The organism is Pseudomonas sp. HPB0071 (assembly GCF_000478505.2).
In the GTDB taxonomy this organism is placed as follows: Bacteria; Pseudomonadota; Gammaproteobacteria; order Pseudomonadales; family Pseudomonadaceae; genus Chryseomonas; species Chryseomonas luteola.
Window position 1 is genome coordinate 2278664 of the sequence record NZ_KI517367.1, and the last position, 15869, is coordinate 2294532.

Below are 15869 nucleotides of genomic sequence, written 5' to 3' on the forward strand. Positions count from 1 at the left end.
GGGCATGAAACGCAGCCGAGCCATCCAACTGGTACTGGTTGGAGTGACACCCCTCATGCTGGCCGGGTGTGATCAACCCAAGCCGGGTTATCTGTACCGATCCGTTGCCGAGTGCATCCGCGACGGCACTTTCACGCCCAGCCTCTGCTCCTCGGAGTATGAATCTTCCCGTGCGGTCCATCACCGTAGTGCGCCGCGTTATGCCTCCCTGGGTGAATGCGAGATCGACTTTGGTACCAATGGCTGCGAGCTGCTGGAGCCCCGGTCTTCGTTCTACGTTCCGCTCATGACCGGCTTTCTGCTGGGCCAGCGCCCGCCGCGGGAGAGTGAATCATCGTCCTCGGGCGGTGCCTCTTATGGTTATTCCAGTAGCGTCAGCGGAGGACAACGCCAGCGCGAGTACACGCGTACCTTTCCCAGCCAGCCGCTGTACCAGTCACGGGACGACCTGGCGCATTACCGCACTGCCAATAACGAGGTGGTCGGTTCACGACCGGGTATCGCCTATCTGAACAAGAGCGCCTATGCCTCCAGCGAGTCTAGGGTTGTCAGCCGGGGCGGTTTTGGAGCACGGGCAGCCTCTTACTCGTCACGGTCGAGCGGATCATGAAGCGGATCGATATGACCGAGCGCCCGGACTGGCGCGAGCAGGCGGAGCAGCTTGGCTTTCTGTTCCACACCTTTGATGGCGAACCCTATTGGGATGAGCGGGCCGCGTACCAGTTCAGCCTGAAGCAGATCGAAAACGATCTGGAAGCCCCCACAGCCGAGTTGCATCAGATGTGCATGGCACTGGTCGACGAGATCGTCGGCAGCGAGGCACTGCTCTCGCGTCTGGCTGTACCGGAGTACTTCTGGGCGTGTGCGGCTGCCAGCTGGAGACGTCGGGACCGCCATCTGTATGGCCGTATGGATCTGGTCTATAGCGGTCAGGGACCGGCCAAGCTGTTCGAGCTGAATTACGACACGCCGACCTCGCTGTACGAGGCAGCCTTTTTCCAGTGGCTATGGCTGGAGCAGATGCAACAGGCGGGCAGGCTTCCCGCCGGGGCGGATCAGTACAACAGCATTCAGGAGCAGCTAATCCAGACAATTCGTGCCTTGCGACCGCATCAGCCCCTGTATCTGGCCTCGGTCAGAGAGTCGCAGGAGGATCGCGGCACGGTCGAATATCTGCGGGACTGTGCCACCCAGGCGGGTATTCAGACGCGTTATATCGCTGTGGAGGATATCGGGCTGGACAGGTCACAGGGGTTTGTGGACCTGAACGATGAATTCATCCCGTCACTGTTCAAGCTCTACCCGTGGGAGTTCATGCTGGACGAGGCGTTTGGACATTCTATTCCCAGCTCCTTTACGCAATTCTATGAGCCGCCGTGGAAGGCGCTGCTCAGCAACAAAGGTATTCTGGCCTTGCTGTGGGAGCGACATGAAGGGCATCCCAATCTGCTTCCAGCCTTTTTCGATAAAGAGGCCGGTAGTCCGGTCGCGCCAGGCTGGGTGCGCAAGCCGCTGTTCTCACGGGAGGGTGCCAACATCGAACTGCACAGTCTGGACGGCACGCGTCTGGACGTGCCGGGCCCATACGCGGGCCCCAGCATCGTGCAGCAATGTCACCCGTTGCCTTGTTTTTCCGGTAACTACCCTGTTATTGGCAGTTGGGTGGTAGGTGACACGGCCTGTGGGGTGGGTATCCGTGAGGATGCAACATTAATTACCCAAGACAGCTCGCGCTTCCTGCCCCCACTTCATCCTAGATTAAATCTGTATCGAATTCATTGCACTGTAATGGATTCGATACGAACGCTGACAATGCCTTATCTGTTCTAGGCTCGCATGGCCTCTGGGAGACTTCTTTCCATGGGGTGTAGCACTTTCGTTACACCGCCTTTTATTACCTCATTTTTCTGTAGGCCGCGCGTGCTCTGGCATTGCGCCATCGGTAAGACCTTGGCATCTGCCTTGCTATGAAGGAGGTCAGCTAGTGCCCAGCTGGGTTACCCCTATTCAGGAGTCTGCAATGGTTATGCGCTTTACCGAAGAACACGAATGGCTGCGTCTGGAAGCCGATGGCACTGTAACCGTAGGCATTACAGACTATGCTCAGGATGCGCTGGGCGACTTGGTCTTCGTGCAATTGCCGGAGCTGCGCACCTACGCCAAGGGCGAAGAGGTGGCGGTACTGGAGTCGGTCAAGGCCGCCAGCAACATTGCCATGCCGATCGATGGCGAGATCCTGGAAATCAACGAAGCGCTTGGCGATGCCCCTGAGAAAGTCAACCAGGACCCTCTCGACGCCGGCTGGTTCTTCCGCATGCGTCCTGCCGATCCAGAAGCACTCGGCACGCTGCTCACCGAAGACGGCTACGCTCAATTGATCAAGGCTTGAGGAGGTGACCATGACCGATTTTCGCGACTCATTCAGCACCGCTGACGAATTCATTTCGCGCCACATCGGCCCGCGCGAGCTGGACATCGTGTCCATGCTCGACCTGCTGGGCTACGATTCGCTGGACGCCATGACAGCCAAGGTCATCCCGGATAGCATCAAGGGCACCAGCGTACTGGATTTGCCCCAGGGGCTGTCCGAAGCCGACGCCCTGGCCGAATTGCGTGGCATCGCCCGCAAGAACAAGCTGTTCAAGTCCTTTATCGGACAGGGCTATTACAACTGCCATACCCCGGCGCCCATCCTGCGCAACCTGCTGGAAAATCCCGCCTGGTACACGGCCTATACGCCTTACCAGCCGGAAATCTCCCAGGGTCGTCTGGAGGCACTGCTGAACTTCCAGACATTGATCGGCGATCTGACCGGGCTACCTGTAGCCAATGCGTCCCTATTGGACGAGGCCACGGCTGCCGCCGAGGCCATGACATTCTGCCGTCGTCTGTCCAAAAGCAAGGCCGAGGCCTTCTTCGTTTCCCTGCATTGCCACCCGCAGACCATCGATGTGATCCGCACCCGCGCCGAGCCGCTGGGTATTGAAATCGTAGTGGGTGTGGAAACGGACATCGACGATCACGGCCGTTTCTTTGGTGCCCTGTTCCAGTACCCGATGACCACGGGCGAAATCCGCGATTACCGTGAAGTCATCGAGGCCTTCCATCAGGCGGGTGCCCTGGTCGCCGTCGCGGCTGACCTGATGGCCCTGACATTGTTGACCCCACCCGGCGAGTTTGGCGCGGATGTCGCTATCGGCACGGCCCAGCGCTTTGGCGTACCGCTCGGCTTTGGCGGCCCGCACGCTGCGTATTTTGCCACTCAGGACAAATACAAGCGTGACATGCCCGGCCGTGTGGTGGGCGTATCCATTGACCGTCATGGCAACCCGGCCTATCGGCTGGCGCTTCAGACCCGTGAGCAGCACATCCGTCGTGAGAAGGCGACGAGCAACATTTGCACAGCTCAGGTCCTGCTGGCCAACATTGCCAGCATGTATGCCGTCTACCACGGTCCGGAAGGTCTCAAGCACATCGCTACGCGCATTCATCGCCTGACTGCCCTGCTGGCGACCGGTCTGCATGCACTAGGCCATCGCACCCAGGAAACCTTTTTCGATACGCTGACGCTGGTATTTGGCGACAAAACCAATGCGATTCACGAAGCGGCCCGCGCCAAAGGCTTCAACCTGCGCGTGATCCGTGACACCGACCTGGGGGTTTCGCTGGACGAGACCACCACAGTCGAAGACGTCATGGCCCTGCTGGAGATTTTCAGCGATGGCCAGCCCGTGCCTTCCCTGGATAGCCTGCTGGACCAGGCCGAGGAGCATTTGCCTGCGACGCTGCGTCGTCAGTCCACCTTCCTGACGCACCCTGTTTTCTCCCAATACCGCTCCGAAACCCAGCTGATGCGCTACCTGCGCACCCTGGCGGACAAGGATCTGGCGCTGGATCGCACCATGATCCCGCTGGGCTCCTGCACCATGAAGCTCAACGCGGCCAGCGAGATGATTCCGATCACCTGGGCCGAATTTGGCAATCTGCATCCCTTCGCACCAGCCGACCAGACCGAGGGCTATGCCCAGATGACCGCCGAGCTGGAGCAGATGCTGTGCGCCGCTACGGGCTACGACGCCATCTCCCTGCAACCCAACGCCGGCTCCCAGGGTGAATACGCGGGCCTGTTGGCCATTCGCGCCTATCATGAAAGCCGCGGCGACACCCAGCGCGATATCTGCCTGATCCCGTCGTCTGCCCATGGCACCAACCCGGCAACCGCCTCGATGGCCGGTATGCGTGTGGTCGTGGTGGCCTGTGACAGCCGCGGCAACGTGGATGTGGGTGATCTGCGTGCCAAGGCCCAGCAGCACGCTGCCAATCTGGCCGCGCTGATGATTACGTATCCTTCCACTCACGGTGTGTTCGAAGAGGCGATCCGCGAGATCTGCAGCATCGTTCACGAGCATGGCGGTCAGGTCTACATCGATGGCGCCAACATGAACGCCATGGTGGGCCTGTGCGCGCCAGGCAAGTTTGGCGGCGATGTGTCTCACCTGAACCTGCACAAGACCTTTTGCATCCCGCACGGTGGTGGCGGTCCGGGCGTAGGCCCGATTGGTGTGAAGTCCCATCTGGCGCCGTTCATGCCGGGTCATGCCGGGCTCGAGCGCAAAGAAGGTGCAGTGTCGGCAGCGCCCTATGGCAGCGCGAGCATCCTGCCCATCTCCTGGATGTACATGAAGATGATGGGCGGCGAGGGGCTGACCCGCGCCTCGCAGATTGCGATCCTGAATGCCAACTACATCGCCCGTCGTCTGGAAACCCACTACCCAGTGCTGTACTCGGGTGAAGGCGGCCTGGTGGCGCACGAGTGCATTCTCGATCTGCGTCCGCTCAAGGAAACGAGTGGCGTGACCGTGGACGATGTGGCCAAGCGCCTGATCGACTTTGGCTTCCATGCGCCTACCATGTCCTTCCCGGTAGCCGGCACGCTGATGATCGAGCCGACCGAGAGCGAGTCCAAGGCCGAGCTGGATCGCTTCTGCGACGCCATGATCGCTATTCGCGAAGAGATTCGTGCCATCGAGGCCGGTACGCTGGATGCCAATGACAATCCGCTCAAGAACGCGCCGCATACCGCACGCGAGCTGACCGGCGAATGGACGCATCCCTACAGCCGCGAACAGGCGGTGTACCCGTTGCCATCGCTGGTGAACGGCAAGTACTTCCCGCCCGTGGCGCGGATCGACAATGTGTACGGTGACCGCAACCTGATCTGCTCCTGCCCGCCGATCGAGGCGTATCAGGACGCGTGATCCGCAGCGGATGCGTATCACCTTGCCCATCTCCTCCTGCCTATTCCACAGGAGGAGATGGAGCGCCGTGATGCCTGTCAACTGGCCGGGCACATGGCCTCAACGCGGTTTTCACCGTTACGGCTTTTACGGCTTTACTGTAAGGCACGTCCATGCTTGGCGCGGTGTGCCGTTAGCCATGCCTGACCGGCCCTTTTGCTCGCGTTGGACGCGACTGCACGACTCATGAAGGAGTCCCCGTGACCGAATCACTGCTCAAAACCCCACTCCATGCCCTGCACCTTGAACTGGGCGCACGCATGGTGCCGTTCGCCGGTTATGACATGCCGGTGCAATACCCCCTTGGCGTGCTCAAGGAGCACCAGCACACCCGCGCCCAGGCCGGATTGTTCGACGTTTCCCACATGGGCCAGATCCTGCTGACGGGCGACAGTACCGCCGCCGCGCTGGAAGGGCTCGTTCCGGTCGATATCGTAGGCCTGCCGGTAGGCATGCAGCGGTACGCCTTGTTCACCAACGAGCAGGGCGGCATTCTCGACGACCTCATGGTCGCGAACCTGGGCGATTGCCTGTATCTGGTCGTAAATGCCGCGTGCAAGCATCAGGATCTGGCTCACCTCAAAGAGCATATCGGCTCGCGCTGTCATGTCGAACCCCTGTTCGAAGAGCGGGCGCTCCTGGCCTTGCAGGGACCGGCAGCCGTGGCCGTGCTGGCGCGACTTGCGCCGCAGGTGTCCGGCATGACGTTCATGAACATTGCCCGCGTCACGCTGCTGGATTACGACTGCATCGTCAGCCGCAGCGGGTATACCGGTGAAGACGGCTTTGAAATTTCCGTGCCGGTAGAAGGCGCCGAAGCGTTGGCCCGGGCCCTGCTGGCCGAGCCGGAAGTACAAGCCATTGGCCTGGGCGCGCGTGACTCCCTGCGTCTGGAGGCAGGCCTGTGCCTGTACGGCCATGATATGGATACGCAGACAACGCCGGTTGAAGCCAGTCTGGTCTGGGCGCTATCCAAGCCGCGCCGTGCAGACGGTGCGAGGGCCGGTGGTTTTCCTGGCGCCGAGACCATCTTTGCCCAGCAACAGAATGGTGTGGCGCGTAAGCGTGTCGGTCTGCTGGTGCAGGAGCGGGTGCCGGTCCGTGAGGGTGCGGAACTGGTGGACGCAAACGGTGCGGTGATCGGAAAGGTGACCAGTGGCGGCTTTGGCCCAACCCTGGGTGCGCCGGTTGCGATGGGTTATGTCGACAGCGCCTATGCAGCTCTGGACACTGAGCTGTTTGCCATGGTGCGCAACAAGCCGGTTGCCGTTAAGGTCGCCAGGATGCCTTTCGTACCGCAGCGCTATTACCGAGGATAAGCCTTCCGGTTGTGGCGTCAGAAAGGCAGGTACAAAAAAGCCGTGCGCGGTCAAACCGGCACGGCTTTCTTACATCCATTGCTTCAGCGATTCAGCAGTTTACGACGGCCATCGGGCCAAACTTCCCACAACTGATCGTTGATCCGCTGGACCTGACTGGTCACGCGGTTGCGCTGTACATTGATAGCGGCCTGGATCGACTGGCTGACAGAACGATCGGCGTGCTGATAGCCCACCCCTTGCATGGCAGGCTGACCCAAAGTGTACTCTCTCATACGCATGTCCTGCTCGTTAAGGGATTGACCGGCGCGCATAGTACGCGCTGTCGCTAGAGACAGGCTAGAGAGGGATTTGCTCACACCGTTGGTCAGAAGCGTGATCGGCAAAGCAAATCAGGCCTTATTAATTCGCTTCGCCATAGGTTTCCACCCTGAACAGGTACGCGCCAGCAGCAACGATGACGCAAAACTACCCCTTATAGGAGCGCTGGGGCTGGGCTGGTAAGGGTACTGCGCTACGCTCAATTGCGGCAGGGCAATGATAAGCGCAGCGCAGAAAAGGTCGATCGGCTTATAGCTTGATCCAGGTCGCCTTGATCTCGGTGTACTTGTCAAAGGCATGCAGCGACTTGTCCCGCCCATTGCCCGACTGCTTGAAGCCACCGAAGGGAGCTGTCATGTCACCACCATCATATTGGTTGACCCATACGCTGCCGGCCCGTAGCGCCTTGGCTGTCAGATGCGCCTTGGAGATGTCACGCGTCCAGACCGCCGCGGCCAATCCGTACTGGGTGTCGTTGGCGATCTTGATCGCTTCCTCAGCCGTGTCAAAGGTAATGACAGACAATACCGGCCCGAAGATTTCTTCCTGAGCGATCTTCATGGCATTGGAAACGCCATCAAAAATGGTCGGCTCCACATACACACCACCGGTTTCCTCCAGGGTGCGCTTGCCCCCAGCTACCAGCTGAGCACCGTCAGCGTGACCGGCTTCGATGTAGCCGAGCACGGTATTGAGCTGCTGCGTATCCACCAGGGCGCCGACATTGGTTTCCGGGTCCAGCGGGTGGCCTGGTTTCCAGGTTTTCAACGCCTCGATCACCAACGGCAAGAACTGATCCTTGATCGAACGCTCGACCAGCAGGCGTGATCCGGCTGTACAGACTTCGCCCTGGTTGAAGGCGATGCCACTGGCTGCTGCCTTGGCGGCTTCCTCCAGGTCTGGTGCATCGGCAAACACGATGTTCGGGCTCTTGCCGCCCGCTTCCAGCCAAACGCGCTTCATGTTGGATTCGCCCGCGTAGACCATCAGCTGCTTGGCGGTGCGGGTCGACCCGGTAAACACAAGGGTGTCTACGTCCATGTGCAGGCCCAGCGCCTTGCCTACGGTATGACCATAGCCTGGCAGCACGTTGAGTACGCCCGCCGGAATGCCGGCCTCGATGGCCAGCTGGGCAATGCGGATAGCGGTCAGCGGGGACTTCTCGGAAGGTTTGAGCACAACCGAGTTACCGGTCGCCAGGGCCGGGCCGAGCTTCCAGCAGGCCATCATCAGCGGGAAATTCCACGGCACGATAGCGGCAACGACACCCACTGGCTCACGCGTGACGAGGCCCAGCTCGTCGTGGGCAGTGGCTGCGACTTCATGGTAGATCTTGTCGATGGCCTCGCCATTCCAGCGCAGGGCGCGGGCGGAGAGTGGAATATCGATGTGATAGGAGTCGCTGATGGGCTTGCCCATATCCAGCGTTTCCAGAAGGCCAAGCTCTGCAGCGTGCTGCTCGAGCAGATCGGCGAAACGGATGATGATCGCTTTGCGCTTGACGGGTGCCATGCGCGACCAGACGCCGGATTCGAACGTGGCACGGGCGCTAGCAACTGCCCGGTCGGCATCGGCAACATCACAGCTTGCTACCTTGGCCAGAAAGCGGCCGTCGACGGGGCTGATGCAGTCAAAGGTCTCACCGGAGGCAGCATCACAGTATTCGCCCTGGATGAAGGCGCGGCCTTCAATGGTTAGGCTCTGGAAGCGCTGTTCCCATTCGGCGCGGGTTGGCGTGCTCATGCTGGTTTCCTCTCAAACAGGGTAGAAGAGGCGGTGGCCGTGAAGCCTGGCGCATCCGCAAAGCTGTCAGCCACCCTAAACCAGCCCAAGGGTGTTAGCAATATTTAACAAAGCCTTTGTTACAAGGCTGATATGTTCAAATTATTGAACACTTTTCGATCCTAGCGGGTGGCCTCCAGCGTGACCTCGAAGACCAGTGGCGAATAAGGCGGGATCAGATCTCCGGCACCTTCATCGCCATAGGCCTGTGACGAGGGCACCACGATGCGCCATTGCGAGCCAACCGGCATCTGGGTCAGGGCTGTACGCCAGCCGGGAATGACGCTGGACAGCTTGAACCATTGAGGAGTCTGCTGTTCATCGAAAGTGCTGCCATCAGGCAGTTTACCGATATAGCGGACCTGCACCTGGCCATCGGCTTTGGGCTGCGGCCCGGTACCCTGGCGGATAACGGTTACCAGCACGCCGCCTGGCAATTCCTTCACACCATAACGGGTCTTCTCATTGACCAGAAAGCGGGTTTCCGCCTGCCTGGCGGCTTCCACATTGTTGGATTCCTCCTGCTGGTCGATCACTTCCTCATGTTGGGCCACCAGCTCATCGATCTTTTTCTGATCCATTGCCAGCGGCTCGCCCTTGTAGGACTGATTCAGGCCCTTGATCAGGTCGTCGATTTGCAAATCCGGCAGCTCGCTTTTCAAGCGGTTGCCGATTTCGGTCCCCAGGCTATAGGCCAGCTCGTCCTTGACCTTGTCCTCGGCGTGCGCCGCCAGAGGAAGGAGCAGACACAGGCTTAACAGCGAAAGGCGTAACATCTACAACATCCTCATGCATGAAGAGCAGCCTGGATAAGCGTATCCAGAGCGCCAGGTTCAGCCGTACCCGCCGGGCCAGCCAGTGCGGTCAGCCAGCCAGCCGGGTCAGGCTGGGAAGTAAGGGGCCAGCCTACACTGGCCTGCTCCAGACGTGTAAGCAGTTCGTGCTCGGCGTCCAGCTCCAATTGTTTCAAGCGTTCACGCAGCGCGGCGAGTGCAGTATCGGTTTGCGCGGCTGGCTTCCAGTAAGTGCGTAGCACGCGCAGGGGCTCCACAACAGTTGCTCGCCAGGGGGCCGCCACGATCTCCAATAGCCGCTGGCGCTCAATCATTGGTGCCACGCCTCGGTTACCCAGCCAGGCACCGGTTAGCAGCAGGCAGACATCCGCGCCGGCGCTCTGTAACGTCAGGCAGGCCTGGGTGACATCGGATCTGGCATACAGCGCAAGTGCATAGGGCCAGAGCATTTTTTCCATGATAAGAGTCCTGTAGGCAAGGCGGTCCTGTTGACGATGGGCATGACGGTCAGCGAAGAGTGCTTGCCAGCGGGCGCGAAACCGCCTTTACTCGCCAGTTTCCAAAGGCACCGGTGCTGTCCGGCTCGCCTCACCAAGTCAATAGGCTCTACACTCGCCGCCATGATTCGAATACATAACCTTACCTTACAACGTGGCCCACAGCGTTTGCTGGAAGGTGCCGAACTGACGCTGCACCCAGGCCAGAAGGCCGGTCTTGTGGGTGCCAACGGAGCGGGCAAGTCCAGTCTCTTCGCCCTGCTGCGGGGGCAGCTCGTGCCGGATGCCGGTGATTGCCAGCTACCGGCGGCCTGGCGAATTGCCCACATGCGCCAGGAAGTCGATACCCTTGATCGGCTGGCGGTCGACTATGTCCTGGATGGGGACGTTCACCTGCGTGATATTCAGACCGGGCTGGTAGCGGCAGAAGCCGCGCACGACGGCAATGCTCTGGCGCGCCTGCATGCCGAGTTGGAAGCGGCCGATGGGTATACTGCGGACGCCCGAGCCCGCAAACTGCTGGCTGGGCTTGGTTTCATGCCGGAGCAGATGGAGCGCCGTGTAGGCGACTTCTCAGGCGGCTGGCGGATGCGTCTGAACCTTGCACAGGCATTGATGTGTCCTTCCGACCTGCTGCTGCTCGACGAGCCCACCAACCACCTTGATCTCGACGCCATCCTCTGGCTGGAAGAGTGGCTCAAGAGCTATCCCGGTACGTTACTGCTGATTTCCCACGACCGCGACTTCCTCGATGCCGTGGTGGATCAGATCGTTCACCTCGAACAGCAGAAGCTGACGCTCTACCGCGGCGGTTACTCTGCCTTCGAGCGTACCCGCGTCGAGCGGCTGGCCCAACAGCAGCAAGCGTACGAGAAGCAGCAGGCGCAGCGCGCGCACATGGAAAAATTCATTGCGCGCTTCAAGGCACAGGCCACCAAGGCACGCCAGGCCCAGAGCCGGATCAAGGCCCTGGAGCGGTTGGAAGAACTGGCGCCTGCCCATGTGGATTCGCCGTTCGATTTCAGTTTTCGTGAGTCCGACAAGCTGTCCAATCCGCTGCTGGACCTGAGCGAAGGCCGTCTCGGCTATGGCGACAAGACCATTCTGCACCCGGTCAAGCTGCAGCTGGCGCCCGGTGCCCGTATCGGCCTGCTGGGGCCGAACGGGGCGGGTAAGTCCACTCTGATCAAGACCCTGGCTGGCGAACTGCAACCGCTGGGCGGCCGTCTGACCTGCGGTGAGAATCTGGCCATCGGCTACTTTGCCCAGCATCAGCTGGACTCGCTTGACCCCAAGGCCAGCCCGCTGTTGCACCTGCAGCGTATCGCGCCGGGTGAGCGTGAGCAGACGCTACGGGATTTCCTCGGAGGATTCGACTTCCGTGGCAATCGCTGCGATGAGGCTGTCCTGAATTTTTCCGGTGGTGAAAAGGCGCGTCTGGCCCTGGCATTGATCGCCTGGCAAAAGCCCAACCTTCTGTTGCTCGACGAACCGACCAACCACCTGGACCTTGATATGCGCCTGGCGCTGACCATGGCCCTGCAGGAGTTTTCCGGCGCGGTGCTAGTGGTCTCCCACGACCGTCATCTGCTCAAGAGCACGACGGATGAGTTTCTCTTGGTCGCCGATGGCCGCGTACAGGCTTTTGACGGCGACCTGGACGATTATGCGCGGTGGCTGGTGGAGTTTCGCGCCCGCCAGCAACCTGTGTCCGCCCCGGATGCCAATGCCGACAAGGTCGACAAGCGTGCCCAGCGCCAGGCGGCGGCTGCGCTGCGCCAGCAGCTCGCCCCGCTCAAGCGCGAGGCAGACAAGCTCGAAAAGGAGCTGGGCAAGGTCCAGGAAAAGCTGGCCGCACTCGAAACACGTCTGGGCGACAGTGGTCTGTATGAAGCATCACGTAAAGAGGAGCTTCGAGTGGCCTTGGCGGAACAGGCACAACTGAAATCACGCGAGAGCGAACTGGAAGAAGGCTGGCTGGAAGCCCTCGAGCGGCTGGAAAGTCTGCAGCTGGAACTGGAGAACGCCTCGTGATCGAAGAACTTCATTCTCTTATTCCGGCAGGTTGGGAGCGCGGCGTCATTCTGGGCGTGCAGGTCCTGGCTATCCTGCTTGCCGGGTATATCCTGCAACGCTTCATCGCACGGGCCATTACCCGCATCGGCGAGCGTTACCACTTGCCGCCACAATTCGTACTGGTCATGCGGGGCTTGCTGCGCTGGCTGATCATGGGCAGTGCACTGCTCATGGTTCTAGAGCGCTTCGGTGTGTCCGGCTCGGTGCTCTGGGCGGCACTTTCCGGCTTTATCGCGGTGGCTGCAGTTGCGTTCTTTGCTATCTGGAGCGTCCTGTCCAACCTGTTCTGTGCGCTGCTCATCTTTACGGTGGGGCCGTTTCGGCTGGGCGATCGGGTCGAGATCATCGATGCGGCGGACAAGCCCGGCGTGAAAGGACGTGTCGTGGCGATCAACATGCTGTATACCACGCTGGAAGACATGACCGAAGGCGTCAACAGCGAGGAAGCTGCGCTGTTGCAGATTCCCAATTCGCTGTTTTTCCAGAAGGCTGTTCGCCGCTGGCGTGGTACAGACGTACCCTTCACCTTCCTGGATCGCTGATAAAAGGAGTTCCCGATGGCGCTGCATACATGGCTGGCCTTTCTGCTGGCCTGCTGGGTGATCAGTCTTTCCCCTGGCGCAGGCGCCATTGCTTCCATGTCGGCGGGGTTGCGTCATGGTTTCTGGCATGGCTACTGGAACGCTATTGGCCTGCAGTTGGGGCTTGCTCTGCAGATTGCGATCGTGGCCGCCGGGGTAGGGGCTCTGCTCGCAACCTCGCAACTGGCGTTCGCGGTAATCAAATGGTTCGGCGTGCTGTACCTGGTCTACCTCGCCATCCGGCAGTGGAAAGCCGCGCCCATGGACTTTTCCAACGCACCCAAACCCGGCGCTACCGCCAGCGCCTCTTCGCTGGTCTTTCGCGGCTTCCTGGTGAATGCCAGCAATCCCAAGGCTGTTGTGTTCATGCTGGCGGTATTGCCTCAGTTCATCAATCCCAGTCAGCCGTTGCTGGCTCAGTACCTGATCATTGGCGCTACCATGGTCACGGTCGACCTGATCGTTATGGCTGGCTATACCGGTCTTGCCGCCAGGGTGCTGCGCGTATTGCGCACGCCACGTCAGCAGCGGCTCACCAACCGCGTCTTCTCTGGCTTATTCATGGGCGCTGCCGGGCTGCTGGCCACGGTTCGGCAAGCTGTCAGCTGAGTCTGCTACACCGCTAATCCTTTCATGCCAGCTGATCCGCTTGCCAGAGCGGTTTGGCTGAGCGCTCTCGCCTGTTGATATCTCGTTGCGCGCCCTTGCGCCAATCCCGTCTCCCGACGAAAACCTGAAAACAGCGACTCGGCAGGCTTGTAACAAAGCATTACAAGTAGAACACTATGGCTAATGCCATCCATTCTTGTTTGGAATCCGTTCATGTTTAAGCTGTACCGGCTGTTTGCTGTACTGTTGTTGCCCATGCTTGCTTCACTCAGTCCGGCCGTGCAGGCCGAGCCCGAGGATGAGGCCGCCCACGCCTTGCATATCCTGGGCTACCTTGGCGCGGATTATCCCGCCACGGTGAGTAAGGGCGCCGTTATCAAGGAAGCGGAATACCGCGATCAGCTGGATCTCCTGCATACCTTGCAAACCCTGATCGAAGGTCTGCCGGCGCGTCCTGAACGGACCGAGTTGGAGCAGGGCGTCACCCACCTGCGCGAGGCCATCACGAAAAAGGCCGACGGCGATGCGGTCGGACAGAAGGCGAGGGCGTTAGCCGCTCGACTGGCTCAGCTGTACCACGTGACGCAGGCGCCGGCCATTACTCCGGATCCAACCCGTGGCGCACCGCTTTACGCCCAGCAGTGCGGGGTCTGTCATGGTAATACCGGGGCGGGCGACGGGCCGGCCGGCATCGGTCTGGAACCCTCTCCCGGCGATCTGCGCGATCCGGCGCGAATGGATCACCTGAGCCTCTACGATATCTACAACACCGTCACGCGGGGCATCGACGGCACGGACATGCCTTCCTTTGCCAATCAACTCGATGAGCGTCAGCGCTGGGATGTGGCGTCTTATATTGCAAGCTTTAGTGCCGACCCGGCAAAAGCGGGTGCGGCCTCGTTCGATCTAGCGCAGCTGGCGGGCCGCACACCTGCCGAAGTGGCCGCCGCACAAGGGGATGAGGCTGCGGCCGCGTTCCGTGCCCAGCGTGCCAAGCCGCCTGTGCAGCAACGCGGCCCTGCCCAGCTGATCGATTACACCCGGGCAACCCTGGATAAAAGTCTGGCGGTCTATCGCGAAGGCGAACATGACCAGGCTTATGACCTGTCTGTGGCAGCCTATCTGGAAGGTTTCGAACTGGTGGAAAGCGCCCTGGATAACCTGGACGCGACCCTGCGCAAGGACACCGAAAAGGCGCTCATGGCTTATCGGCAGTCCTTACAGGATGGCCTTGCCGTGGAGGAAGCCCAGGCTCGCCTGGACATAGCCAAGACGAAACTGGCAGCAGCCAGCGACCTGTTGAGCGGTGGTGGCATGTCTACCTCGCTGAGCTTTTTCGCCAGCCTTCTGATTCTTGTCCGTGAAGGTCTGGAAGCCATTCTGGTATTGGCCGCTGTGCTGGCTTTCCTGCGTAAGACCGGCCAGCAGTCCGCCATCCGTAGCGTGAACATCGGCTGGGGCCTGGCCATGCTGGCTGGTGTCGCTACCTGGGCGGTGGCAGCGTATGCGCTCAATATCAGTGGTGCCCAGCGGGAATTGATGGAAGGCATTACCGGTCTGTTCGCCAGTGTAGTGCTGCTCTGGGTCGGTGTCTGGATGCATGACCGCCGCAACGCCGCCGCTTGGCAGGACTACATCAAGAACAGCCTCGTGGGTGGCGGTGGTCGTTTCGGCTTTGCCGTGCTGGCGTTCTTTTCGGTTTATCGCGAGCTATTCGAAGTGATCCTATTCTACGAGACCCTGTGGCTACAGGCCGGCCCGGCAGGTCATGCGGCGGTACTGGGCGGTGCGATTACCGCGGTTGTCCTGCTGGTAGGGCTTGCCTGGATCATCCTGCGGGGTTCCATGCGTCTGCCGCTGGGCCTGTTCTTCAGCGCCAATGCTGTCCTGTTGTGTCTGTTGTCAGTGATTTTCGCCGGGCATGGCGTCGCAGCGCTGCAAGAAGCAGGTGTGATCGGTACCCGTCCGGTACCGTTCTTTGATTTCGACTGGCTGGGTATCCACGCCGATGCCTATACCTTGACCGCCCAGGGCATCGCGATCGTGGCCATTGCGCTACTCTATGCCCGCAGCCGCTATGCCGAACGCCGTCGTGAGGTGTCAGGCGGCTCTGTCGGAAACGCGTAAGAGGTTTACATGCATATCTGGATCGACGCGGACGCCTGTCCGCGGGCTGCCAAAGAGCTGGTCTTTAAGTTTGCCCTGAAGCGCAAGCTCAACGTGATCATGGTGGCGGGCCAGCCACAGATCAAACCACCGTATGCCTGCGTGCGGTTGATTATTGTGGAAAGCGGGATGGATGCGGCAGACGACTACTTGGTCGAGCAGGCCCAACCGGGTGATCTGGTCATCTGCAGCGACGTGCCGCTGGCGGATCGGTTGGTGAAAAAGGGCGTGGATGCGCTCGACCCGCGCGGCAAGGAGTTCGATACCCGTAATATGGGCGAGCGTCTGGCGGTGCGTAACCTGATGACGGACCTGCGCGATCAAGGCCAGATGGGCGGTGGTCAGCCGCCCTATGGGGAAAAGGAAAAGCAGGCCTTTGCCAATTCGCTCGACCGCCTGCTTACCCGGTTGACCCGCTCGGCGTAGA

Annotated in this window: 14 protein-coding genes; 10 read left to right on the forward strand and 4 right to left on the reverse strand. The window is 60.4% G+C overall.

Annotation, left to right across the window (positions count from 1 at the left end):
* The first annotated feature begins 4 nt into the window (after nucleotides 1-4).
* From HMPREF1487_RS26310 to gcvT, 5 genes are all read left to right on the forward strand, one after another.
* Nucleotides 5-610 carry a DUF1190 domain-containing protein gene (locus HMPREF1487_RS26310; RefSeq protein WP_010796674.1) on the forward strand — a complete coding sequence of 202 codons (606 nt, stop codon included), beginning with the start codon at nucleotides 5-7 and terminating at the stop codon, nucleotides 608-610.
* Nucleotides 607-1830, forward strand: coding sequence for a glutathionylspermidine synthase family protein (locus HMPREF1487_RS10755; RefSeq protein ID WP_010796675.1), 1224 nt, complete (start codon nucleotides 607-609; stop codon nucleotides 1828-1830). Before HMPREF1487_RS26310 ends, HMPREF1487_RS10755 begins: the two co-directional genes overlap by 4 nt.
* A gap of 190 nt (nucleotides 1831-2020) precedes the next feature.
* Nucleotides 2021-2389 (forward strand): glycine cleavage system protein GcvH, encoded by a 369-nt coding sequence (gene gcvH, locus HMPREF1487_RS10760; RefSeq protein WP_010796676.1) that lies wholly within the window; start codon nucleotides 2021-2023, stop codon nucleotides 2387-2389.
* Nucleotides 2390-2399: 10 nt separating this feature from the next.
* Nucleotides 2400-5258 (forward strand): aminomethyl-transferring glycine dehydrogenase, encoded by a 2859-nt coding sequence (gcvP, locus tag HMPREF1487_RS10765; RefSeq protein WP_010796677.1) that lies wholly within the window; start codon nucleotides 2400-2402, stop codon nucleotides 5256-5258.
* A gap of 239 nt (nucleotides 5259-5497) precedes the next feature.
* A complete protein-coding gene (gene gcvT / locus HMPREF1487_RS10770) occupies nucleotides 5498-6616 on the forward strand; it encodes a glycine cleavage system aminomethyltransferase GcvT (protein WP_010796678.1) in 1119 nt (372 codons plus the stop codon).
* An 83-nt stretch (nucleotides 6617-6699) separates the two neighbouring features.
* Here gcvT and HMPREF1487_RS10775 read toward each other — a convergent pair whose 3' ends face one another.
* The 4 genes from HMPREF1487_RS10775 to HMPREF1487_RS10790 form a co-directional block, all read right to left on the reverse strand.
* Complete coding sequence (locus tag HMPREF1487_RS10775; protein WP_037029926.1) at nucleotides 6700-6891, reverse strand: hypothetical protein; 192 nt, start codon at nucleotides 6889-6891, stop codon at nucleotides 6700-6702.
* Nucleotides 6892-7186: 295 nt separating this feature from the next.
* Entirely contained in the window at nucleotides 7187-8680 is a 1494-nt protein-coding gene (locus HMPREF1487_RS10780) for an aldehyde dehydrogenase (RefSeq protein ID WP_010796680.1), read from the reverse strand.
* A 161-nt stretch (nucleotides 8681-8841) separates the two neighbouring features.
* Nucleotides 8842-9495: an FKBP-type peptidyl-prolyl cis-trans isomerase gene (locus tag HMPREF1487_RS10785; RefSeq protein ID WP_010796681.1), complete on the reverse strand. Its 654-nt coding sequence runs from the start codon at nucleotides 9493-9495 to the stop codon at nucleotides 8842-8844.
* Nucleotides 9496-9506: 11 nt separating this feature from the next.
* Nucleotides 9507-9971 carry a TIGR02444 family protein gene (locus HMPREF1487_RS10790; protein WP_010796682.1) on the reverse strand — a complete coding sequence of 155 codons (465 nt, stop codon included), beginning with the start codon at nucleotides 9969-9971 and terminating at the stop codon, nucleotides 9507-9509.
* A 162-nt stretch (nucleotides 9972-10133) separates the two neighbouring features.
* Between HMPREF1487_RS10790 and HMPREF1487_RS10795 the strand changes: the two genes are divergently transcribed.
* The 5 genes from HMPREF1487_RS10795 (at nucleotide 10134) to HMPREF1487_RS10815 (ending at nucleotide 15868) form a co-directional block, all read left to right on the forward strand.
* Complete coding sequence (locus HMPREF1487_RS10795) at nucleotides 10134-12044, forward strand: ATP-binding cassette domain-containing protein (protein WP_037029930.1); 1911 nt, start codon at nucleotides 10134-10136, stop codon at nucleotides 12042-12044.
* Nucleotides 12044-12628 (forward strand): mechanosensitive ion channel family protein, encoded by a 585-nt coding sequence (locus tag HMPREF1487_RS10800; RefSeq protein WP_233432108.1) that lies wholly within the window; start codon nucleotides 12044-12046, stop codon nucleotides 12626-12628. Before HMPREF1487_RS10795 ends, HMPREF1487_RS10800 begins: the two co-directional genes overlap by 1 nt.
* A gap of 15 nt (nucleotides 12629-12643) precedes the next feature.
* On the forward strand, nucleotides 12644-13276 hold the full coding sequence (gene rhtB / locus HMPREF1487_RS10805) for a homoserine/homoserine lactone efflux protein (protein ID WP_010796685.1): 633 nt from the start codon (nucleotides 12644-12646) through the stop codon (nucleotides 13274-13276).
* A 213-nt stretch (nucleotides 13277-13489) separates the two neighbouring features.
* Nucleotides 13490-15403 carry an FTR1 family protein gene (locus tag HMPREF1487_RS10810; protein ID WP_010796686.1) on the forward strand — a complete coding sequence of 638 codons (1914 nt, stop codon included), beginning with the start codon at nucleotides 13490-13492 and terminating at the stop codon, nucleotides 15401-15403.
* A 9-nt stretch (nucleotides 15404-15412) separates the two neighbouring features.
* On the forward strand, nucleotides 15413-15868 hold the full coding sequence (locus HMPREF1487_RS10815) for a YaiI/YqxD family protein (RefSeq protein ID WP_010796687.1): 456 nt from the start codon (nucleotides 15413-15415) through the stop codon (nucleotides 15866-15868).
* Nucleotide 15869 lies beyond the last annotated feature (1 nt).

What these genes read in the sequence shown, in the direction of transcription:
- HMPREF1487_RS26310 (WP_010796674.1), top strand. Translation starts at nt 5, where the DNA reads ATGAAACGCAGCCGAGCCATCCAACTGGTACTGGTTGGAGTGACACCC.
- HMPREF1487_RS10755 (WP_010796675.1), top strand. Translation starts at nt 607, where the DNA reads ATGAAGCGGATCGATATGACCGAGCGCCCGGACTGGCGCGAGCAGGCG.
- gcvH (WP_010796676.1), top strand. Translation starts at nt 2,021, where the DNA reads ATGGTTATGCGCTTTACCGAAGAACACGAATGGCTGCGTCTGGAAGCC.
- gcvP (WP_010796677.1), top strand. Translation starts at nt 2,400, where the DNA reads ATGACCGATTTTCGCGACTCATTCAGCACCGCTGACGAATTCATTTCG.
- HMPREF1487_RS10775 (WP_037029926.1), bottom strand. Translation starts at nt 6,891, where the DNA reads ATGAGAGAGTACACTTTGGGTCAGCCTGCCATGCAAGGGGTGGGCTAT.
- HMPREF1487_RS10780 (WP_010796680.1), bottom strand. Translation starts at nt 8,680, where the DNA reads ATGAGCACGCCAACCCGCGCCGAATGGGAACAGCGCTTCCAGAGCCTA.
- HMPREF1487_RS10785 (WP_010796681.1), bottom strand. Translation starts at nt 9,495, where the DNA reads ATGTTACGCCTTTCGCTGTTAAGCCTGTGTCTGCTCCTTCCTCTGGCG.
- HMPREF1487_RS10790 (WP_010796682.1), bottom strand. Translation starts at nt 9,971, where the DNA reads ATGGAAAAAATGCTCTGGCCCTATGCACTTGCGCTGTATGCCAGATCC.
- HMPREF1487_RS10795 (WP_037029930.1), top strand. Translation starts at nt 10,134, where the DNA reads ATGATTCGAATACATAACCTTACCTTACAACGTGGCCCACAGCGTTTG.
- rhtB (WP_010796685.1), top strand. Translation starts at nt 12,644, where the DNA reads ATGGCGCTGCATACATGGCTGGCCTTTCTGCTGGCCTGCTGGGTGATC.
- HMPREF1487_RS10810 (WP_010796686.1), top strand. Translation starts at nt 13,490, where the DNA reads ATGTTTAAGCTGTACCGGCTGTTTGCTGTACTGTTGTTGCCCATGCTT.
- HMPREF1487_RS10815 (WP_010796687.1), top strand. Translation starts at nt 15,413, where the DNA reads ATGCATATCTGGATCGACGCGGACGCCTGTCCGCGGGCTGCCAAAGAG.